At 40.5% G+C, this 20825-nt stretch carries 18 protein-coding genes; 10 read left to right on the top strand and 8 right to left on the bottom strand.

Annotated elements, in window-relative coordinates:
* Positions 1-10 precede the first annotated feature (10 nt).
* Positions 11-1177: a FecR family protein gene (locus L0P89_RS04955; RefSeq protein WP_235267296.1), complete on the bottom strand. Its 1167-nt coding sequence runs from the start codon at positions 1175-1177 to the stop codon at positions 11-13.
* 95 nt (positions 1178-1272) lie between these two features.
* Here L0P89_RS04955 and L0P89_RS04950 point away from each other — a divergent pair, with 95 nt between their 5' ends.
* On the top strand, positions 1273-1806 hold the full coding sequence (locus tag L0P89_RS04950) for an RNA polymerase sigma-70 factor (RefSeq protein ID WP_235267295.1): 534 nt from the start codon (positions 1273-1275) through the stop codon (positions 1804-1806).
* A gap of 167 nt (positions 1807-1973) precedes the next feature.
* Here the strand turns inward: L0P89_RS04950 and L0P89_RS04945 are convergent, their stop codons facing one another.
* Positions 1974-2732 (bottom strand): LytR/AlgR family response regulator transcription factor, encoded by a 759-nt coding sequence (locus tag L0P89_RS04945; RefSeq protein ID WP_235267294.1) that lies wholly within the window; start codon positions 2730-2732, stop codon positions 1974-1976.
* 1 nt (position 2733) lies between these two features.
* Positions 2734-4515, bottom strand: a complete 1782-nt coding sequence (locus L0P89_RS04940) for a tetratricopeptide repeat protein (RefSeq protein ID WP_235267293.1) — start codon at positions 4513-4515, stop codon at positions 2734-2736.
* 213 nt (positions 4516-4728) lie between these two features.
* Here L0P89_RS04940 and L0P89_RS04935 point away from each other — a divergent pair, with 213 nt between their 5' ends.
* Genes L0P89_RS04935 through L0P89_RS04915 form a run of 5 tightly spaced genes read left to right on the top strand, consistent with a single transcriptional unit; the run spans position 4729 to position 9950 of the window.
* Positions 4729-5721 carry a hypothetical protein gene (locus L0P89_RS04935; protein WP_235267292.1) on the top strand — a complete coding sequence of 331 codons (993 nt, stop codon included), beginning with the start codon at positions 4729-4731 and terminating at the stop codon, positions 5719-5721.
* Positions 5722-5759: 38 nt separating this feature from the next.
* Positions 5760-6764 carry a hypothetical protein gene (locus L0P89_RS04930; protein WP_235267291.1) on the top strand — a complete coding sequence of 335 codons (1005 nt, stop codon included), beginning with the start codon at positions 5760-5762 and terminating at the stop codon, positions 6762-6764.
* An 18-nt stretch (positions 6765-6782) separates the two neighbouring features.
* Positions 6783-7796 (top strand): hypothetical protein, encoded by a 1014-nt coding sequence (locus L0P89_RS04925; RefSeq protein WP_235267290.1) that lies wholly within the window; start codon positions 6783-6785, stop codon positions 7794-7796.
* A 4-nt stretch (positions 7797-7800) separates the two neighbouring features.
* Entirely contained in the window at positions 7801-8946 is a 1146-nt protein-coding gene (locus tag L0P89_RS04920) for a hypothetical protein (RefSeq protein ID WP_235267289.1), read from the top strand.
* A 5-nt stretch (positions 8947-8951) separates the two neighbouring features.
* Positions 8952-9950 (top strand): hypothetical protein, encoded by a 999-nt coding sequence (locus tag L0P89_RS04915; RefSeq protein ID WP_235267288.1) that lies wholly within the window; start codon positions 8952-8954, stop codon positions 9948-9950.
* Between the two features lie 176 nt (positions 9951-10126).
* Here the strand turns inward: L0P89_RS04915 and L0P89_RS04910 are convergent, their stop codons facing one another.
* The 3 genes from L0P89_RS04910 to L0P89_RS04900 all read right to left on the bottom strand — a co-directional run bounded on the left by L0P89_RS04910 (position 10127) and on the right by L0P89_RS04900 (position 11509).
* Positions 10127-10384, bottom strand: coding sequence for a hypothetical protein (locus L0P89_RS04910; RefSeq protein WP_235267287.1), 258 nt, complete (start codon positions 10382-10384; stop codon positions 10127-10129).
* A 28-nt stretch (positions 10385-10412) separates the two neighbouring features.
* A complete protein-coding gene (locus L0P89_RS04905; RefSeq protein ID WP_235267286.1) occupies positions 10413-10835 on the bottom strand; it encodes a hypothetical protein in 423 nt (140 codons plus the stop codon).
* A 149-nt stretch (positions 10836-10984) separates the two neighbouring features.
* Positions 10985-11509, bottom strand: coding sequence for a hypothetical protein (locus L0P89_RS04900; protein ID WP_235267285.1), 525 nt, complete (start codon positions 11507-11509; stop codon positions 10985-10987).
* 218 nt (positions 11510-11727) lie between these two features.
* On the opposite strand from L0P89_RS04900, the gene L0P89_RS04895 reads away from it, so the two are divergent.
* Positions 11728-12273, top strand: coding sequence for an RNA polymerase sigma factor (locus L0P89_RS04895; RefSeq protein WP_235267284.1), 546 nt, complete (start codon positions 11728-11730; stop codon positions 12271-12273).
* Between the two features lie 10 nt (positions 12274-12283).
* A complete protein-coding gene (locus L0P89_RS04890; protein WP_235267283.1) occupies positions 12284-13069 on the top strand; it encodes a hypothetical protein in 786 nt (261 codons plus the stop codon).
* On the opposite strand, the gene L0P89_RS04885 is transcribed toward L0P89_RS04890, so the two are convergent.
* Positions 13058-16144, bottom strand: coding sequence for a CHAT domain-containing protein (locus L0P89_RS04885; RefSeq protein WP_235267282.1), 3087 nt, complete (start codon positions 16142-16144; stop codon positions 13058-13060). The genes L0P89_RS04890 and L0P89_RS04885 overlap by 12 nt on opposite strands.
* A gap of 545 nt (positions 16145-16689) precedes the next feature.
* Here L0P89_RS04885 and L0P89_RS04880 point away from each other — a divergent pair.
* Both L0P89_RS04880 and L0P89_RS04875 read left to right on the top strand, forming a co-directional pair.
* Positions 16690-18633, top strand: coding sequence for a S9 family peptidase (locus L0P89_RS04880; protein ID WP_235267281.1), 1944 nt, complete (start codon positions 16690-16692; stop codon positions 18631-18633).
* 138 nt (positions 18634-18771) lie between these two features.
* Complete coding sequence (locus L0P89_RS04875) at positions 18772-19836, top strand: alkaline phosphatase D family protein (protein ID WP_235267280.1); 1065 nt, start codon at positions 18772-18774, stop codon at positions 19834-19836.
* A gap of 107 nt (positions 19837-19943) precedes the next feature.
* Here L0P89_RS04875 and L0P89_RS04870 read toward each other — a convergent pair whose 3' ends face one another.
* Positions 19944-20780 (bottom strand): dienelactone hydrolase family protein, encoded by an 837-nt coding sequence (locus tag L0P89_RS04870; RefSeq protein WP_235267279.1) that lies wholly within the window; start codon positions 20778-20780, stop codon positions 19944-19946.
* Positions 20781-20825 lie beyond the last annotated feature (45 nt).

Raw genomic sequence — 20825 nt, 5'->3', positions numbered from 1 at the left:
CCTTTCTTTTTTATTGCGTTATAGTGATTATGTTTTGGTTTATTTCATAGTTAAAAGGTGTACTTAGGGCTATTGTTTTGAGAACGGATTCAATGTCTTCATCAACAAATTCTCCCTTATAGATTTCGTCGTTCAAACTTTCTGCCCTATTCACGAATTTTACAAAGTATCTTCTTTCTAGTCTTATCAGTATTTCAGAAAATCTCAGATTGTCGATAATCAAACGGCCCTGCATCCAAGCTGTGTGAACGTCTGTATCTACTTCTGCCTTACTGAAATGATTGCCGAATTTGTCATAATTGGCTTGAAAATTGGGTGATAACTGAATACCGTTTTCCGGTGTCCTGGTTTCATAAACCTTGACAACACCTTCTACCAAAGTGGTTGCTATGAAATCGTCGGTCTCGTAAGATGAAATATTGAATTGGGTGCCCAATACCTCAACATCTATCTCCTGTGTGTTGACCACAAAAGGCTTATCCTTATTTGTAACAACATCAAAAAAGGCCTCCCCCTCTAAATAAACGATCCTTTTTCTATCTGAATTGACGAAACTTTGTGGAAAGCGCAGTTTCGAACCTGCATTCAACCACACCTTGGTTCCGTCTGAAAGCCTTAATTGAAAAGTTTGTCCGAATGGAATAAAGACTTCATGGTATACGACCGAGTTATCTTGCCCCGATACATCTTGGTCAAATACGATGGAATTTCCACCTTTACTGGCAACAATGTTTCCTTTGGCATCGGTTACCTCTTCATCGCCCTCAGAACTCAAAACTTTTGTGGTTCCATCGGCCAATTTGATTACGATATTATTGCCAACATCAATTTCTTTTTGGCTTTCGACTACTTTTGTTGAGGTTTGGTTTTGGTCAATTAGTTGTCTTTTGACCAAAAAACCAATAGTAAATAGAAGAATCAACAGCGCAGCATATCTTAGTATTGAATGAAAAGGTGTTGAAGTTTTCTTCTTTGATGTCAAGGTTTCCAAGAATCTTTGATAGGCCGATTCGGTATCAAAGCCAGCCGATATTTTTCGATTCGATTCTTTGAGGCGGCTTTTAAAAAAAGCCATGTTACTTTCACTCTCTTGGATCCACTGCTCCAAAGCCTCTCTTTCTTCCTTAGAGATGGAATGGTCAATGAATTTGTCTATCAACAAATGGAATTTAGACATTCAGTATTTGTTTTAACTTAATGATGCTGAAATCATAAAAAACCCCTATGTTTTTTTAATTTTTATTAGATTTGAGTTACTACTGCCCATTGCATATGGACGAAAAAAAACTGATAAATGGTCTGCGAAAAGGCAGGGAAAAGGCCTATCGGCATTTGTTCTCTGAATACTATGAGTGGCTCTGTAATTACATTTTCAATCTCTGTGCTGACCGGTCTTTGGCCGAAGATATCATTCAAGATGCCATTGTCGGACTGTGGGAGAAACGAAAGTCGATAATCATCACCACGTCGCTCAAGAGCTATCTTTTCAAAACTTGCCATAATCGATTTTTACAGCACATTAGAAGCCAAAAGATTAAATTCGATACCTTGGATAAAATAAGGTGGGAAGTTATTTCAGAGGCAACATTGGAAGAAGATCTTTATGATTTCAAAATGGAAAGGCTAAACAGGTTAATAGACCAATTGCCACCACGTTGTAAGGAAATATTCATTCAAAATAAATTGGAGAAAAAGAAATACAAAGAAATTGCTTTGGATATGGGAATATCTGTAAAAACCGTAGAAAATCAAATGTCTAAGGCACTTCATTTCCTTCGAGCCAACGCTACTGGCTTTATGTTATAGTTTTGTTGCTAAATCCAGATTCGGTTTGGCCCAACGATTTATCAATCAAATTCTTTAAAGTTCTATAGAGCAAACGTTTTAGGGGAGTTACAATCGATATGTAAAGAAATTTTAATAGTTGAAGGTCTGTTGAAAGAGCTTTAGCATAATGAAGTCTCGGTCTCAGATTAATTCATGGTATTCAATCTTTTGAGCAATTCCTCTTTTCTGCGAACGGCCACCTCAAGCTTTGTGCCATCCGTTAGTACCACATAACCACCTTTACCTTTCAAATACGAATTGATAAAGGATAGGTTCACCAGATGTGATTTGTGTATCCTAAAAAACAAATTCTCGTCCAAAATATCCTCAAAGTATTTTAGGTTTTTGGGAGCGGTGATTTTTTTACTGGGGAGAATGTGGATATGGGTATAGTTGGCATCTGACTGCAGATGGGTAATGTTCTTGACCGCTATCATATCAAGTCCCTCCAAGGTGGGCACGGCCAGATGCTTTTCTTGATGAATGTTTTTGTTGAAATTATAAAGCAACGTCTCTATTTTTCGAGAAGCATTCTTAAGTCCTTTTTGAGTTTTCAGCCTATCTATTGCAGCATTTAGATCCTCACGGTCTAACGGTTTTAATAGATAATCAAGTGCCGAGAATTTAAACGCTTTAATGGCGTAACTGTCAAAAGCGGTGGTAAAAATGACCTCAAAATCCACAGCCTCTATTTGGGCCAGTAAATCAAAACCTGTTTGCTCATGTAACTGTACATCCAAAAAAACAATATCGGGCTTTTCGTTTTCAATATGCGCTTTGGCCTCCTCAATATCGCTACAGGTCGCGGCTACTTCTATGGTCTCGGAATGCTCTTCGAGCAGCAACAGCAATCGGTCTGTGCAATGCTGCTCATCATCAACAATAATGGCCGAGAGTTTTTTCATATCAAAATTGAAATTCCAAAGGTAGCTTTAATTCGACCCGAAGCCCCTCGGTTTTATCGATCATTTTTAAAGAACCACGGGTATTCTTGAGTTTATTGATGATATCAAGCCGACTTGCGGTAATTTTTAATCCCAAAGAGCTCTTTTTTAAGGATACGGGTACCGTGGAAGGCCTGCCCACACCATTGTCCTCAACAACACATAAAACCATATCATCTTCTTTTTTAAGGACAATGGAGATATGACCCCCTTCTTCTTTTTTGGCAATGCCATGCCAAATACTGTTCTCAACAAAAGGCTGAAGGATCAAAGGAGGGATCATCGTATCTTCTTGGTCAATAGTTTCATCCACATCAATCGAGTACGTAAATTTTTTGCGCAGCCGCAGGCTTTCGATTTGCATATACAACTCCATCAAATTCAGATCCTCTGCGATGGGAATCCATTTCTTTTCTGAATTCTCAAGAATCGCCCTTGTTAGCTTGGCGAATTTTATCAAATAGTCATTGGCTTGCCCCACATCGTTTTTGGCAAGAAAGTCGCTTATAGAGTTTAGCGAATTGAAAATAAAATGTGGGTTCATTTGTGACCGTAATGCCTTGAGCTCAGTTTCGGAAACCTTGGCCTTAAAATCTGCAATTTTTTGGGCTTCTTTGGCATCTCTTCTTCGCTTGTAGAGCAAATATCCAATAGCAGCTATAATTCCCAGAAGTACGGCACCCATCAGATAGCCGTTCTTGATCAGTTGCTCTCTTTTTAGTTCGCTTTCTGCCGCGGCCCGCTGCTTTTCCATGGTGAACAACATCTCTTTACGGGTCAGTTCTGACCTTTTCTCTTCATTCAGAACACTGTCCCTAAATGCGATATGCCGCTTATACGCGTTCAGAGCTTCTAAGGGCTTGTCACTTTTTTCATATACCGTGCTCAAGACCTGCCATGAATCGGCTTGCCACTCAATGGCTCCAATTTCCCTTGAGAGCTCCAGGGCCTCTTGCCCGGCCTTACTGGCGGCCCCGTAATTGCCGAGTAAGATGTTCACCTTGCCAATACTGTTCAAGGCCGAGGCCAAAATATAGGTGTTCCCCAATTCTTTCGCTAAGGCCGCCGCCGCCTTGTATTTTGAAAGTGACTCTTCGTATTGGCCCATGCCCTTATATCCTAGGGCAAGATTGTTTATGATGGCGGCCTGAAAAAATTGGTTTTTTTCTTGTTTGGCAAGCTTTAGGGCACTTTCAAGATAGAAAAGACCTTCTTCAAAATTCTCAAGATCGTTGTATACTATGCCAATATTGGAAAGCCCTCTGATTTGATTGGGAACATTTTTGGAAACCCGGGCGGCTGATAAAAAGGCATTGTAATTTTCAAGTGCCTTGTCATATTCTTTCAAATCGGCATAGATGTTACCAATATTGCTCAGTAAGGTGTTTTCAAGATCTTTGTCCTGTATTTTCCGGCTCAATTGCAGGGCCTTCTGATAAGTCTCAAGCGCATTTAAATTGTCTGCTACGACATAGTAAAGGTTTCCTTTCTGGCGTAGTGCCATGGCTTCACCTTTTGACCACTGTAGGCTTTTGTTGATTTCTAATGCCTCGTCGGTATAGGGAAAGGCATTTTCAGGGTCTGAATATGTCATTTCTTCCGCTATGCCCAAAAGTGTTTTAGCTCTGATGGAATCTTTCTTGGTTTGCGTTTGTAAAACACTTTTTAGCGAATCCAAAACAGGTTCCTGGGCGGCACAAAAAGAGGAGGCCAAGAAAAAGAAAACGATCAGATTTCTGTTCATTCGGGTCTCATTGGATCTCCTCCAAATTTACATTTTTTTATACCTAAGAACTTCAGGGTCAAAGAAATTCCTTTTTAACGCTTCTGTTAGCAAAAGCAACGTTCATAACGCAAAACCCATCATTGAATAATTCGGCATGGCCCAGTTCACTGCTTATGGTTATCTTTTATTGTTTTAAGATGTTTAGAAGGCTCTTTTTGAATAAAATGCCATATGAAACGAACTGTCAACCTTTGCTTGTTCTTGATTTTAGGCTTCGGGGCTATTACGACCTTAGCTGCCCAGGACAGCGGAGGACTAATGACCATAAATCCAAATCAAGACGATTTCGCCACCATACACCTTCAGACTCATAAAGATTTACCCAGATTTGGAGTTTTTGACAACTATTTGCCCGCCAGAACCAAGGCGACGAGAACGTCCTATTCCCCTGAAATTAGAGAGAAGATCAAAACGGTCAGAACCGGACTTTCCAATTACTCACTGATGGTACGTTTAAAGTATCTTGCCCCGCTGATGGCCGACCTCGATACGGAACGATTGACACCTATGGCTGGAAATAGCACCAAGGCCCATCGCAATTCTGTGTTTCTACAAAGCTTTCTTCGAACAAGACTGGCATCCAGCATCTGTCATGCTGAAGTTTGCCAAAATCTGGGAAAGGGCAGGAACGAATTTGAAAGACTCCGAAATTATAAGGCCTTTACTTCAAAATATCTTGGCCCGCTACAGGAGTGGGCAAAGACCTTTTTCGAAGATGATCAGGTCGTGGGTTATCATGTGTCTTCTGTTTCCTTCGGCAGGCAATACGATTTTGAACGAAAAGGGTATTGGGTAAGCCACAGTTTTGGAATGAACAATGTATTTTCCATGGGCAAGGCCCGTGATATGCGGATCGTTTTCGAACCTAAAGCACCCTATGAAAATAACTTGAAAAACAAACTGGGTAGGGGAAATGCGCTACAGTTTTTGCTAAAAATGGATGAAGAAACTGCGGAACGCTACCAGACTGAGGGGATTACCACGCTTTATCTGGTAAAAAAAATTAAGGTACAGCACGCTGGCAAGGCAATAGACAATGCCGCACAACCAATAGAGTTCAAATATGCACATGAGAGCCCTGAAATTGAGATTTACGAGGATCTTGCTCTCACAAAACCGCTAAGTGCCCTATCACTGAACGATTTAATTCTAAAGACCCCATGATATATTTCAAAGGCTTTTGTTTCTGCATGCTATTGTTTATGTACTCTGAGATAGGTTTGGCTCAGCTGGTGAGGGAGGTAATATACGACTCACCCTCTTCAGAATTTATCGATTTGAGTCTTCAGACCCACAATGACAAGCTTCGCTTTGGGGAACAGGACAACTATTATTTAAATGTCGATGGCAGCTTTGTAGATAACAGGGGCGAGGCATTTTCAGAGGCAGAAAAGAAAACAAGCCACAATATCTTGAGCAGGCAGGCTTTTGTAGAGTTGCTAAAAATCAGATTTCAGGAAGAAATCTTTAGTGCTATGGATAGGGAGTTCCTGACCAAGAGAACACAGAACATGTACGAGAAGGAGCTGAAATCCTACGCAGGGCAGCAGCAGACTTTAGCGCTTGCCAATGCATTGTGCTCCAAGGCACAAAAGAGACGGTTTTTCTGTAACCAAAAAGCGGAAGACTGCGACTCCAAATTCAGGGAAGATGGTTATTACAATGAACCCAGAAGCCTGTTCGGCTGGGGAGGTAAAGGTGCTTCTGAATTTCAACAACTTCGTGCCTATACGACTTTTGTAGGGGAACTATTTCCCAAAATACGGCAATGGGGCAACGAAATACATAAGCAAAATTCAGCTGAGGGCTATTTTGTGGGCAAGGTACTGCTGGGCGAATATGATTTTAAAAATAGGGGGTTTTGGTTGAACACCGATGCCTTCTATAACACCGATTTTTTGTTGAGGTGGCACAATTTTCAACCGAGCAATTCGGCAGAGCGAACACTGGCCAGTCCCAAGGGCTGCCAAATATTGTTGAAGCTCCCCCGTGATAAGGCCGAAAAACTTGCTGAAAAGCACCAATTTTTATTCGTAGTCTTTGGTGTGGTGGCTTCCTTTGAAGGAATTGAGAACTATAAAGCAAATCAGCTAAAAACCTTATTCAGCCTTAGCAGTCTCAAAATTGAAGTTTTTAAGGACGATAGCCTTACCCAAAAACTAAGCGTAATTGATATCAATTCGATGATTACTAAGACCAGGTATTAATATAAAGATGAGTGAACAATGATTTTACGGCGACCTATACTGGTATTCAAAACCTTTTTTTTCTGCCTGTTTTCCTTTCATACATCTCAGGTACAGGCACAAGATGACGAGGTGCTAAGATATTCAGCTCCAACCAACGATTTCATTGATTTGGTGATACAATCGCACAAGGGCTTGCCCAGATATGGTGACTTGTACTATAGAAGGGGGGTAACTACACCCACCACCAATAAGGCCTACATCGCTTTGGTAGAGCTGAAATTCATGAAAGCGATTCTTGACGATATGAACCGCTCTAAATTAGACATGTACAGCAACCCCAACGAGCAGGCAGCCATTAATTCATCTGTGGCACAACGCCATTTACTGACCCTAGCTGGCTTCATTTGTTCTGACGATGTGTTAATGGAGCATTTTTGCGATCCTGACTCACGTACAGTCAAACAGCCGATGAGCAGTAGGCAAAACAGTTGTCAATTCAATAATGCGGCAGGAGAGCGAAAATTTCTTGGTCATTGGGGAGGAAGCAGGAACAATGAATTCCGCCAACTTAGGAGTTACAAATATTTTTTGGAAAACCTTTTTCCTTCTTTACAGAGTTGGGCGGATAGTTTTTACGAAGAAGGCAAGCAGACCGCCTATTACGTTACCCAAACCCGCATCGTCGGAAAGTATGATTTTAAAAGCAAGGGATATTGGATTGCCCCAAAAGGTTCAGGCATCGGTTCAATGCCGCCACATGCACAATTTCTGGCCTATACCGAGGGCGAGAAGATACTCAAAGGGAACGACCACAAAAAAATTCTGTTACCAATGGCCCCTGATAAGGCAAAGTCTCTTGGTTTGCAGGACAGAATGGCGGTGTTCTTGGTAAACAAAGTTAACATGCTACCTACACTTGTTGCACAGGGAAAGCCCCGTATACAGTTTGAGTACGAATTGGAGGGGGATGTTTTGGAGGTATACAAAGACGTTCAATTGACAGAAAAAATTGGAGAACTGAATAGTAACAAACTTGTTTCAAAATATTAGTGCCATGACCAAAATGCCAATCACAATTATCGTCACTTTCCTATTTTTCTCGTTGCCCAAGACTATAAGTGGGCAGTTTTTTAGTGAAAACGCAGCCTTGGCGGAAAACATTCCCGATGGTATAAACGAAGGTTGGCGGCAAGAGCGGTCAAAATCCAGTACCGACTGGGACAATGCAGAATTCTTAACCTACAAGTCTCCAAGTGCATTATTTGCAGACATCAATGTACAACAATACAAAGGCCTTCCTAGGTTTGGTTCCTGCGATTTTTATCTAAAGACAGGCAACCGTCCTGATCTTACACCTGAGTCGCAGGCCAAGCGGAAGTTAATGGAGGCAGGCTATTCAGGATTTATGCAATTGACGCAAATAAATCTTCTAAACGACCTTTTCAAGTCCATGGACAAAACGGCCCTGACGCCCAGACCCCAAACATTGAACGAAGAAGAGTTCAAATCCCACAAAGCACAGCAAATGCTGCTAAATTTTGTTTTTGCCAATGGTACCGAAACCCTGAAACAGCAATATTTTTGCAACCCTGAGAACAGTTCGGGCAACTGTCGCATTGTCAATAAATGGGGCGGATTCAGAGCGGACGATTTTAGAGAAAATGAGAAGTATGTTGATTTTGTGGATAAGCATCTAGATCAGATTTTAGCCTGGAGTACATCTTTCTTTTCAGATGGAACCCAAACGCTTTATTTGGTTCAGCAGTTCAAAGACGTGGGAACCTATGATTTCGACAACAACGGTTTTTGGATATCACTACCCCACAAAATGCAGTACAGTTATGGCCTGGATTATAATAGCACCCGAGAGAACTACTTTTTTGATTTCCAGCCCAAAACCGAATATGGACAACAAATGCTCAATAAAACAAATCAAGTTCAATACATCAAGGGGAAGGTGTTGTTTAAAATTGCTTCAGATCGAGCTGAAAAACTTGTGACCGACCGGTATAGAAACCTTCAAATGGTGTCAAAGGTCAAAGTGGTTTTCGAGGGAATCGACGAGGCAAACAAATTTCTTTTTTTCCCCACTTTTAGTTATCATTTTGAAGACCCTATCATTGAAGTTTTTGAAGATGTTCAACTGACTCAAAATATCGGAAGCTTAGACATGCGGCAATTGATTTATAAGGAAAATTGAATGCTATGAAGGTAAAAAGCGCTTTTTTAATAGGTTTGGCTTTGGTATCCATGACCTCCTTTCTTCCGGTTTCCATAGATGGTCAGGTTGCCCCTGATTCGTCCCTACAATCCCTTGAATTGAATACCGACGGACTTTACTATGCAGAGTTTTTCGATCATATCTTCAGGGGTCATTTTGAACAGCTTGACATGACAAGGGAAGACCTACAGTTCATAATGATCTTCGAGCAATACTTAAGGGCTTTTGGCCGTCAATGCCCGGATGTCTTGCCAGCTGATAAAGTAGAAATTATGGAACAGGTATGCGCCATGGAGGAGGTCACCACTAACGGTTATGGAGTTGAGACCAGTAGGGTTTGTGTACAATGGAAAACGGTGGGTACCGGGCTTTATGCGCGACCCGAACTGTATAGTGCAAAGCTGGCCGTAGAGCGACTTCAAAGTTCCGATGCACTCCGAAAAACGCTTGGAATGGTGGCCGATCCCAATGCCCTGGGCAATTCAGTTGATTTAATGCATAAGGCCAAGGGCCTGAAAAATGATATGGCTATAATTTTTAGGCTCAATCCATGTAGAAGCCAAGCCATTCGGCGCTTTGAGAAGAATTTAAACTTGTTTGCACTGAATAAACCAGCAATTCGAATGCAGGAAGCCAGTAAATATGTGAAAATGAAAAAGTCTGGGGGGCCTTCGGGGTCGCAGAATTTCAATAAGTTGGTTGATGACTTGGTGACCGACCAGGCCAGGACCTGGGGCTTCAATCGATATCTGCCAGGAAGCATTTCAAATGTAAAAGAATACCGAGATAACAGTGGCAGGGCTAAAGAATTGATGGCCAACTACAGATACAAAGGATTTGGGGGCACGAGCACGGGCTCGGTAAGAATCACCTTTACCAATGGTTTGCCCAAATGCATCTATTTCTTTGATTTTCCGAACAACTGCAAATCCCCGAATAGTGGCATTTTGGCTTCTTATGCCAAGGGTGATTACACAAAATAGTTCTTTACGTCAAGATATAGATTGAACACTTATTTTAAGCACGATCATAGTTTTGTGGAAGTGTCATTAATTTCAAGGTTTTACGAGATTCTTAAAAGCTTTGCTTCAGCTATGGATAACCTACTGCTTAGAGCAAGTAAAAGGAACCTTATATTGAACTTTGGGGATGTTCAGAATTAAGGATACACTTGATAACAGTCATCCGGATTTCCGGTTGGAGGGCAATAGGATGCCTTACAGGCACTGCCCTGTTTTTCTTTGGCGATCTCTACACACCTTGATTCCGAGACAAACGGATGATTGGTCTGCACAAAAGGTTGACTGGTACCAATACCTCCACAGCTAATACTGCAATTGCCACCTTCACCATCTGAAGAGCAGGAAAGGGAAAATACTAAAAGAACTATTGCGAAATATTGGAAAAGAGATTTCATAAAGATGTGATTGATAGGGTCCAGTTCCCTATTGATTAATACATTTAGCGGGTTCCATTAAACTGGCCTGCAGGTTTTTGTTGCGTATTTCATAGTCAAAGAAGGTGCCTAGCTCATCACGCCCCATTTTCTCTTCGGAAACTTTATCAGAGGAAAAATAAACCTTGACATAGGCCACAGGTTGGGAGGCGAACCTTTGCAGCTGCTCAGCGCTTACTTCGTAATATGGCCTGTTGATTTCTGTTGTTACCGGTATGGTAAACTTGCCGAGTAGGGTTCTATCAGGATATAATGTGATAATCTCGTCATCTTGAAATTTCACTATTAGCGGGTTGTCTTTTAAAACATCTATTCTCCGACCCAACTCGCGAACCAAAACCAGTGATAAATAGTACCGTTCTTCTGACCTGACAAAGTTGGCTGATGCGGCCTGACTGAATTTAGAGAACAAAGGTTTTAGTTTGGTCGCCTTTACAATTTTTTCGTTTTCAAAATGTTTGTTTGCCTTGCGTACCCTTTTTTCTGAGTACTTACATTTTTGTCCAAAAGATGTTGCACAAATACATAAGACCAAGACAATCGTAAAAGGGAAATGGAGTTTCATATTTTCATGGTGATTTTAATTGTTGCTACTCCCATTTCTGATGAGACATCAAATTTCAGGGGCACGTACAATCCGGCAGATTTCTTGTTCAGGTATACAGATTTCCATTTAGGGACAAGAAGTCCTATCAACGCACCCAAAGCGGCACCTCCCCCGGTCATTGCCAGATAAAACCCGGCGTCCTTTTCCCGTGGGCGGCCCAAGGGATCGGTATCCAGGTCTATGAGTAGAGAACTTAACGCTCCTGTGGCCGCGCCAAAAGATGCTCCGATCAAAGCATGGTTTCCCTTCGGTATTTTGATAAAATCTATCTCATCTACCATGATGGTTTGCTGCTTTTCAGCATTTGAATCAAGAAAGGATGCCTCTGCCCCGGTAATAGTGAGATTCTTTGCGTTAAAGACTTTATGGTCTTGCAGGTATATTTTGGCTTTGGGAAAGTGGGTTCGATCTTGTGTTTGTGCGATCCCCTCGAATGCCCAGGCGAAAACCAACATCATAAAAACTGCATATTTTATCATAATATCCCTTTTAATCGTGTTCATGCCCTAAAGTAGTGTGGTATGAATGCGCTCTTCTTTTTTTATCATCTCTGCATTCAGTGCATACTATGCCTAATCTATAGACTCTGAAAAGGGCGATTTTTTCCCGATGGCCCCACAAAATTGCCGGCCGGTCAAAAAAATCGTCGGGAAAATTTTAGCTATTTTGTAGTCATTAAACTGACACCTAGACCTCAATGGGTAGACCTAATCGAAATGATGATGCCGATGTTTTATGGAGCAATTATTTACAGGGAGATAGGTCTGCGCTAAAGGAACTGATAAATAGATTCAATGATCCATTGCTCATGTTCTTGCTCGGGAAAACCAGGGATAGGGAAGTAGCCAGGGAAATAGCACAAGAAACCTGGCTCAAGATGACAAAACACAAAAAAGGCATTAAGAACTTCAAGGCATATCTGTATAAGGTGGCCTCAAATGCTTGGATAGACATGTATACCAAGCAGAACAAAATAAAAAGTGTCGAAAATGCTGCTTCATCAATCAATGGAATAGCGGTGAAGCCTGAAGTTTTTCATAAGCTAGGAGCCGAAGATATTACCAAGATGTACCGCTCTTGTCTGACCGATGGAGAATATGAATTATGGAGCCTTCATTGTGAAGGATATAACAGTGAGGAAATAGCCCAGCGGCTTTCGCTACAAAGAAAAACAGTAGACAATAAAAAGTCCATTATTCGAAAAAAATTGATGTCGGAAATGAAAAACTTTGCAAATAGTTAATACAGTTCTTATGAATGACTTTTCAACTAATGATGAATCTATCAGTTTTGAAGTACTGATTGACTATGTGGATGGTATTTTAGATGCTAAGTCCAGAGAGAAGGTCGAGAGCTATATTGAAAAAAGTAGTGAGTGTTCAGAAATTGTCGATGGTATTATATGGTACTATCAAACATACGGAAGGGACAGGGAGAATCTTGAAAACTATCTACTGGAAACCAAAAAAGGGATATTGGATGTTTTGGACCCTGCCCTGCAGGAACCATCGGTCAAACCAGAAGCACGCCCATTATGGCTTCGTATCTCACGGGTTGCAGCGGTTGTACTCCTTTTGGTAATCCCTACCTTACTTGTGGTCAATGGCACAAAATCTGAAACCACATTGTTGAACGAATATCTTTCAATACCCTATGACAAACCACCTGTTGCGCGGGGAGATGTTGACCAAAACACCACCCTTTGGAATCAAGTCGCCCTTCTATATGGAAACCAAGATTATTATGGGGCCATAACATCCCTCGAAGCTATCATCGAACGAAAAGAGACACTTGCCATGGCACATTTCTATACAGGTCTATGCTATCTATATTTGGAAAACCCCAGGCCCGGTATGGCGATTTCCCATTTGCAAAAAGTAGTGGAAAGCGAAAATCCATTTATGGAGCAAGGGCTGTGGTACTTAAGTCTAGCTTATTTACAGAACGATCAAAAAACACTTTGCAAACAAATTCTCGAGCGCATTGAAGGGTACAAGGTGGAAGAAGCTCAAAAATTACTGGGCAAGCTAAACAGATGATTTTGTCATCGGTTTTCTTTTTCTGACCAAAAACAGTGCAATTAGTCCGGTCAAAAGTGCCACTACGGCATATGTATACCCTTTTGGTCTTGACGGTTCGATATTCAATGGCCCAGTGTTTCCATGAACAACGAAACCCGCCCAAAAATAGGGATGTTCGTACAGCGGGTTTTCAATATTTTGAAGATAATCCAATTTTGATTTTTGTAAGGCTTTATCAATGGGCAAGCCTTCTATTAGGTAATCATAAAAATCAATCATTGGTGAAACCGTGGTTTCATCGGGTACTTTCCATAAACTGGCGACCAAACTTGGGCATCCTGCATACGCGAACGCACGTGATAGGCTCATCATACCTTCTCCCTTGTTTATTTTTCCATATCCGCTTTCACATGCGCTGAGCACGGCCAAATCGGCATTGAGCTCTAAATTATAGATTTCGGCTGCGTTCAAATAGCCATCCTCAGCACTTTCTTTATCTTGGTCGAACAGCAATTTTGAGAACATGGGATCGGTGTCATTCAAAAGTCCGTGCATGGCAAGATGTAGTATTTGATAGCCATGGGCTGTTTCTTTGAATGTCTTTTCAGTAGCCGAAGAACCCAACCAGGCCTTGCCGTTCAGTTTTTCAGCTAAGCTGCGAACTTCCCTCTCCGCTCCTGGTAAAGTAATGATGTCAACGGCTTCATTGTCAGCGATTTTTTCAATGCCAATATCAATCGCAGGCATTGTGATGGGTGATGTATATTTCGGTGCGTATCCTCCAAAAGCTGACCTTGTCGTTTCGCTGGTGTTGAATAGGGTAGCTTCCATGGTATTTCTGAGAAATGTGGACGAATAGGCATAACTTATGGCATAATCCTTTATCAGATAAGCCATGTCTTTGTATTTAAAGCTCCTCAAGTTCGAGGGGGATTTTGTTATCAAGGATTCAAAATTCAGATAACTCAACTCCCCATCCGGAACCACAATGATTCTTTTTATGGATTGTTTTAACGTATCCAACGACTTACGCAATAGCATCCCATATAGTTCATGGGCAGCTTCGACAAATGTTTGCTTGGTTTTTGGGTTGGCATCAATTACCAGTTGGTAGTTGGTAAGCCCTTCCCTGAAATCCTGAATCCATTTTTCGTATGATACCGTTTTTTTTATGGTGAAGACCTTAAAATCATTTTTTGTAATGGTGAAGAGGTATAGCTGGTCTTTTCCCGTAAAAAATTCTAAAAGTAGACTTTGATCATCCAATAGTTTTTCTTGGACATCGGCTACAGAAAATTCTTTGGTCCCATATTTTAAATGTTGATACCGGCTGTATCCATTTTCGATTTCCTTTCTGACGGCTTCATAGGCTGTTCTTGTTCGTAAAAGGTTTTCTCTATGCGTTTTTGCCTTTATTGAATCTTTTTGCTGTATCGCTGAATAGAGTTCACCTTTATAAAACGCGGATCTTATGTTAAGTTTTTTTTCTTGATCAATAATACTATCCGGAATTCTGGCGTACTTCTTGATCTCAGAATACTTGAGTTCTTGCAATAAAAGGAACGCCTTACTTTTTTCAGAAAATTCGAAAGCCTGTTTTAAATGTTCCTGATTGCCGTTCTGCTTAAATAATTCATGGGAAACTTCAATCAATCTTTCGTATACGGGGATTGATTTTTCTATGAATTCTTGTTTAGAGATGGTTGAGGTAATCTCAAATTTGAGCTGATCAATCAATTGCAAAGCTGTTTTACAGGTGGCAAGACTGCCCTCAAGATCCAAGGTGTTTTGTGCGCCTTTTTGATAACGGGACAATAAAACCGTCGCTTTTGCGGCCAACAGGTCTAAAAGAATGTTCTTTGTCGCAACCTGTTTGGGAGAAGGGTTCGCATAGATGTTGGCTTCATCAAAATGCTTTGACAGGCCGGCCATACCTTTTTGAAAATGGGATAGCGCATTGTTCCATTGGCCAAGTTTTGCAAAATACGACCCAATGAGGTAACAAGTATTTGCATATTCAGGATGGTCGGGGCCAATGACCTTGTCTTGAATGGTCAAGCCCTTATTAAAATATTCAAGGGCCTTTGCTTCTTTTTTAAGCGCTCCAAAACTTTTGCCCATGTTAATATAGGTGGTGGCCACATAAGGATGGTGTCTAGATAGCGCAGAGGTAAATATATTCAGTGCATTTTCATGATAGTTCAAGGCCTTTGCTGCATTGCCATTGTTATGCCATGCTGCTCCAAGATTATTGTAGAAGATACCGGCATATACGTGCTTTTCATCAAGTATCTGAATCAATACCTCCAAAGCATTTTCATAGGCCACTATGGCCTTGTCATATTGTCCTTGAGCATCCAACGATTTTCCTAAATTGGAGTATCCAATGGCCTTAAATTGATTCTGCTCTCCAGAAGCGCTGTCCATCACATCCAAAGCCCGCTCAAAATATTCTTGGGCATTTTTGAATTCTCCTTTACTTAAGTAAATGGCCCCGATATTGGTATAATCTTGGGAGAGGCTAAAATCGTTGGAACCAAGCGAATTTAGGCGGATATCCAATCCTTTTTTGGCAGTTTTTAGCGCATTTTCATAATCACCTAGATACTTGAAACTGACCGATAAGCTACTGTAGGTCTGGGCCACTTTAGGGTGGGCTTCCCCGAATATGTCCAGTCTGATTTGCAATGCTCTATTATAACAGTCAAATTGTTTTTCATACTGCCCTTGTCTACTCCAATCAAATCCAAGGTTTTGATATGTATCTCCTATCTCCGGCACTTCTCCCAGTTTGTCAAGCCCAACTAAAAGTGCCAATTGTAGATATTCTTGGGCTTGATCATGTTCTGACAACAGCGTATGGCATGCGCCCAATCCGTTCAATGATTTTATATAACCAGACCAATGCAATGCCTTTTTGTAGCTGTCCCTAGCTTTTTTATAATGGGCTATAGAACTCTTGTAGTTGGCGGCATCTCCATATTCTCTCGCCTTTAGGTAATAGTCATTGGCCCTAATGGTATCATGCTCTTGAGCAAATAACCCTTGTAGAAGAAACATGAAAACCAAAAGAAATCTGTTGTCAATTTTCATAAAATCATGATGAAATGTATGTTGTACTTTCACAGCAGGAATCGCTTGAAATCAAACCTTACGGAACAAAAACGAGAATCAAAGTACAAAAAATATACCCTACGCAAAATATGAAGTAAGAAAGTCAATAATAGAAAATCGACCGTAATGCCGTTTGTACATGGACCGTATCAAAATAATCACTGTAAAAGTTCCACCTACAGAAGATATATAGATCATATGCCCTATACTCTTGCGTTGTGCTCAATTTAAATAAGTAATCCCATACGTAGGCCCAAAGCCCTTGAAAAAAAAACCTTAATCAAAGAGTATTACTGGATAGCTCTAAATACCATCTGAATTGGAAAATCCTTACAGATTTCGCCAGCCGAAATCATGGCAGAGACCATTGGCCACAATTCAAAAAATTGTAAAACAACCTGCATTAATAATGATCAGAAGGCTATTATATTAATTCCCTTGGCATGGTTTAGATATAATGAAAACTGTATTTAGGTTTGATGCAATTCCTTAACTTCACCATCGAAACTTTAACAATATTGATAATGAAAAAGATTTTGATATTAACACTATGTAACATCTTTATTGTTGCTTATGGAATCGGCCAATCTAAAGTAATGACACCAGAGCAGCTAATTGAATTAAATAGAGTTTCGGCTTTGGGCCTAAGCAATGACGGGAAACAAGTAATTTACAAAACATCATCTTTTGATTTAAAGACAAATGAGCGCTCGAGTAAAACATTTTCAGTTTCCGTACATGGTGGAGGCCCGGAGGAATTTTTGGGTGAAGTTGGGCAGCAGGTGAAAGATAAAAATGTATCCGCCGACGGAAAATGGAAGTTGATCGCCAAAGAAGTGAAACTCGAGAAAGTAAATGGCAGTGATCATTATAATGACGTTCCCAATTCAAATGTTTTCATATATGATCAACTCAACTACAGACACTGGGATACTTGGGAAGATGGATCCTATAGCCATATATTTTTACAATCTGCAACCGAAACCCCAGATAGTGGAATTGACTTGATGGAAGGGAGACCGTTTGATTGTCCTCAGAAACCATTTGGTGGCGATGAAGATTATATATGGAGTCCCGATTCTAAAAAAGTATTGTACGTCACTAAAAAATTGGCCGGCACCGAATATGCTGTCAGCACTAATTCAGATATCTATGAGTATAACATAGAAACAAAACAAACAACCAACCTTACAGAAAACAATAAAGGGTATGATACACATCCTGCATTTTCTTCCAAAGGCACCCTCGCTTGGTTGCAAATGCAAAGAGATGGTTATGAGTCCGATAAGAATGACATAATCGTTAGGTTACCTGAAGGAGACGTGAATCTTACCAAAGACTGGGATGGTACTGTCAATGGGTTTATTTGGAGCGAAGATGAATCAAAGATTTATTATAATGCTCCAGTTGGTGGAACAGTTCATGTCTTTCAAATCGATGTTCCAGTTGATAAGAAAACCAAGTCAAGGCCTAAACAAATTTCTGAAGGTCAATTTGATGTAAATGGTATTATAGGTCAAAGTGGGGATCATTTAATTGTGTATAGAAGAGATATGAATCATGCAACCGAAATTTATAATCTGAATGTCAGAACTGGTGAAATGAAACAATTGTCTGAAGCAAATGATAAAATATATGAAGACATCAAAATGTCTAAAATAGAAAAGAGAATGGTCAAAACAACCGATGGAAAAGATATGGTTACCTGGGTGATTTATCCTCCAGATTTTGACCCGACCAAAAAATATCCCACGCTTCTTTATTGTCAAGGCGGACCCCAAGGTGCTTTGTCCCAGTTTTATTCTTTCAGATGGAACTTTCAACTTATGGCCGCAAATGGTTACATCGTCGTCGCCCCCAACAGAAGAGGTATGCCCGGTTTCGGTGTCGAATGGAACGAACAAATCTCAAAAGATTATGGTGGACAAAATATGGACGATTACCTTTCTGCAATTGATGACGTTGCAAAAGAAACATATGTGGATACAGATAGATTGGGTTGCATTGGGGCAAGTTATGGAGGATACTCTGTTTTTTATTTGGCTTCAAGACACGATGGTAGATTTAAGTCATTTATTTCCCACGATGGCATTTTCAATTGGAGATCAATGTATGGAACCACCGAAGAATTATTTTTTGTGAATTGGGATCTCGGTGGAGCTTATTGGGATAATGAAAATACTGCCGCTCAAAGATCTTATACCGAATTTAATCCGATAAACTTTGTGGACAAATGGGATACACCCATCTTGATCATTCAAGGAGGAAAAGATTTTAGGGTGCCAATTGGACAGGGATTGGAAGCTTTTCAGGCTGCCCAGCTGCAAGGCATAAAATCAAGACTTTTATTTTTCCCGGAAGAAAACCACTGGGTGCTTTCAGCCCAAAACAGCTTAGTCTGGCAAAGAGAATTCTATAAATGGTTAGAAGAGACAGTAAAGAATGTCGAATTAAATAGTGGCAAATAGGCCAGTTTGCTATTTGTCGTAATCGTTCAAAAAACGGAAATTTAGGTAATAAAAACTATGGCCAACATTATATATGGCAGGTTATTCCCTGTGGTCATACTCCACATATAATTGTCCGTTGACAACAATAAAATAAACATGAAAACAAAATTAGCGGTAGCCTGCATCTCTTTCTTGGTTCTTTATTCATGTGCAGATTCAACGAAAGCCAAGACCGATTTCAAAACAACAAAAATTGCCTTTGGTTCTTGTGGTCATGAAGACCACCCACTTCCGATATTCAATACGGTAACCGAGCATAGCCCTGATATGTTTATTTTTTTGGGTGATAATATCTACGGCGACACAAAAGAAATGGACACTCTACGGGCAAAATATCAACTATTGGGTGCCAAACCGTCCTATAAAAACCTAAAGAGCCAAGTGCCAATTTTGGCAACATGGGATGATCATGATTATGGATGGAACGATATTGGAAAATCGTATCCTTATAAAGAAGAATCAAAGCAGATATTTCTTGACTTCTTTGAAGAACCCGAATCTTCGCAAAGGAGAGAACACAAAGGCATATATCATTCTTACCTATATGATTATGGAGACAATACGCTTCAAATAATATTACTTGATGGCAGAACTTTTAGAGATGATCTAAAGCCATATGGGGGAGAATTCGACCATGACGATAGATATGATTTTTACAAGAAAGACTATGCCCCCCATACAGAAGCAACCCCAACATTATTGGGTGAAGAACAATGGAATTGGTTGGAAAAAGAGTTGCAAGTGCCTTCAGACATAAAGATCATCGGTTCTGGAACCCAATTTGGAATAGAATGGAATGGATATGAGGCATGGGCCAATTTTCCCCATGAGAGAAAGCGAATGCTAGACCTGATCAAAAGTACAAAAGCGAGTGGTGTTTTATTTATTTCTGGAGATGTTCATTATTCTGAAATATCAAAACTAGAAACAGACTTCTATCCAATCTTTGATTTTACCTCAAGTGGCCTTTCCTCTACCTGGAAATTTGCAGCTCCCAATAACAACAGAATCGAAGGCCCCATAATGGACAATCATTTCGGATTGATCACCATTCAATGGAATGATGGGAATACCGAAATTATAATGGAGACCTGGGATATACATGATAATCAAAGAATAGAATATACCGTACCCCTGAAGTCAATACAGTTTAAGGAATAAATACGGATGCCAATAGTGTATAAATCGCATTAAAACGATAGCTTATACATAGATGAAAGTCTAAAAAACTCTTGATCGGCAATTAAGTAAATTGAAACCAGACTTCTCTAAAACGCTTCTGAAAATAACTGTTGTAAACTTGCCCAAGACTTTCCGTCCGCATCTGCATCGTATGCCAAAGGCAATCCGAACTTCTCGCCATTGGCATCTGCCTCCTTACTGGTAAAACTGTGTTTTACACCTGGGTATGATACATATTTATAATCGGCATTGATTGAATCTAGAGCACTTTTAAATGCGACCACAGATTCTGGGCTTATAAACGGATCATCTGCCCCGTTGCAGACCAAAACTTTGGCCTTAAGCTCTTTGTTGGGCATTACTGGTAGTTGAACCCCACTATGAAAGGCCGCGACCGCGTCTAAATCTGCCCCTGAATTGGCCATTGTCAATACCACACTGCCCCCAAAACAATACCCTATGGCTCCTATCTTTTCCCCGTCTACCGAAGCATGGGATCGTAATAAATTCATGGCCGCATTAAAACGGGCCGTGGCTTCTGGCAGATTTGTCATAACACTCTTCGCAAACTTTCCTGCATCATCAGGATGATCTGCCAGTTTTCCATCACCATACATATCAACAGCCATTGCAGTATATCCAAGTTCAGCCAACATATCTGCTCGTTGGCGTACATAATCATTATGCCCCCACCATTCATGGACAATCAATACGCCAGGGCGCTTTCCTTCAGTGTTGATGTCATATGCAATGTATCCCTTAAGATTGGTCGAATCGGTAGCATAGGTCACCTCTTCTCCTTTTACCTTTACGGCAAGTTCTTCGTGAACTTCCTCTGATACAGTATTACTTTCGCTTTTTGATCTGCAGGATCCAAGAATTACTAAACCTACAATAAGCAATAGGGCTATATAGTTTTTCATTTTCATGAATTTTAGTTGTCTCTAAAGATAATCAATCAAATACTC

This window comes from Muricauda sp. SCSIO 65647 (assembly GCF_021534965.1).
In the GTDB taxonomy this organism is placed as follows: Bacteria; Bacteroidota; Bacteroidia; order Flavobacteriales; family Flavobacteriaceae; genus Flagellimonas_A.
Note: the sequence above shows the minus strand (reverse complement) of the source record. Positions and strands in the feature narration are given on the sequence as shown.

Coding starts and splice junctions, on each gene's coding strand:
- L0P89_RS04955 (WP_235267296.1), bottom strand. CDS start 1,177: ATGTCTAAATTCCATTTGTTGATAGACAAATTCATTGACCATTCCATC.
- L0P89_RS04950 (WP_235267295.1), top strand. CDS start 1,273: ATGGACGAAAAAAAACTGATAAATGGTCTGCGAAAAGGCAGGGAAAAG.
- L0P89_RS04945 (WP_235267294.1), bottom strand. CDS start 2,732: ATGAAAAAACTCTCGGCCATTATTGTTGATGATGAGCAGCATTGCACA.
- L0P89_RS04940 (WP_235267293.1), bottom strand. CDS start 4,515: ATGAACAGAAATCTGATCGTTTTCTTTTTCTTGGCCTCCTCTTTTTGT.
- L0P89_RS04935 (WP_235267292.1), top strand. CDS start 4,729: ATGAAACGAACTGTCAACCTTTGCTTGTTCTTGATTTTAGGCTTCGGG.
- L0P89_RS04930 (WP_235267291.1), top strand. CDS start 5,760: ATGTACTCTGAGATAGGTTTGGCTCAGCTGGTGAGGGAGGTAATATAC.
- L0P89_RS04925 (WP_235267290.1), top strand. CDS start 6,783: ATGATTTTACGGCGACCTATACTGGTATTCAAAACCTTTTTTTTCTGC.
- L0P89_RS04920 (WP_235267289.1), top strand. CDS start 7,801: ATGACCAAAATGCCAATCACAATTATCGTCACTTTCCTATTTTTCTCG.
- L0P89_RS04915 (WP_235267288.1), top strand. CDS start 8,952: ATGAAGGTAAAAAGCGCTTTTTTAATAGGTTTGGCTTTGGTATCCATG.
- L0P89_RS04910 (WP_235267287.1), bottom strand. CDS start 10,384: ATGAAATCTCTTTTCCAATATTTCGCAATAGTTCTTTTAGTATTTTCC.
- L0P89_RS04900 (WP_235267285.1), bottom strand. CDS start 11,509: ATGATAAAATATGCAGTTTTTATGATGTTGGTTTTCGCCTGGGCATTC.
- L0P89_RS04895 (WP_235267284.1), top strand. CDS start 11,728: ATGGGTAGACCTAATCGAAATGATGATGCCGATGTTTTATGGAGCAAT.
- L0P89_RS04890 (WP_235267283.1), top strand. CDS start 12,284: ATGAATGACTTTTCAACTAATGATGAATCTATCAGTTTTGAAGTACTG.
- L0P89_RS04885 (WP_235267282.1), bottom strand. CDS start 16,144: ATGAAAATTGACAACAGATTTCTTTTGGTTTTCATGTTTCTTCTACAA.
- L0P89_RS04880 (WP_235267281.1), top strand. CDS start 16,690: ATGAAAAAGATTTTGATATTAACACTATGTAACATCTTTATTGTTGCT.
- L0P89_RS04875 (WP_235267280.1), top strand. CDS start 18,772: ATGAAAACAAAATTAGCGGTAGCCTGCATCTCTTTCTTGGTTCTTTAT.
- L0P89_RS04870 (WP_235267279.1), bottom strand. CDS start 20,780: ATGAAAAACTATATAGCCCTATTGCTTATTGTAGGTTTAGTAATTCTT.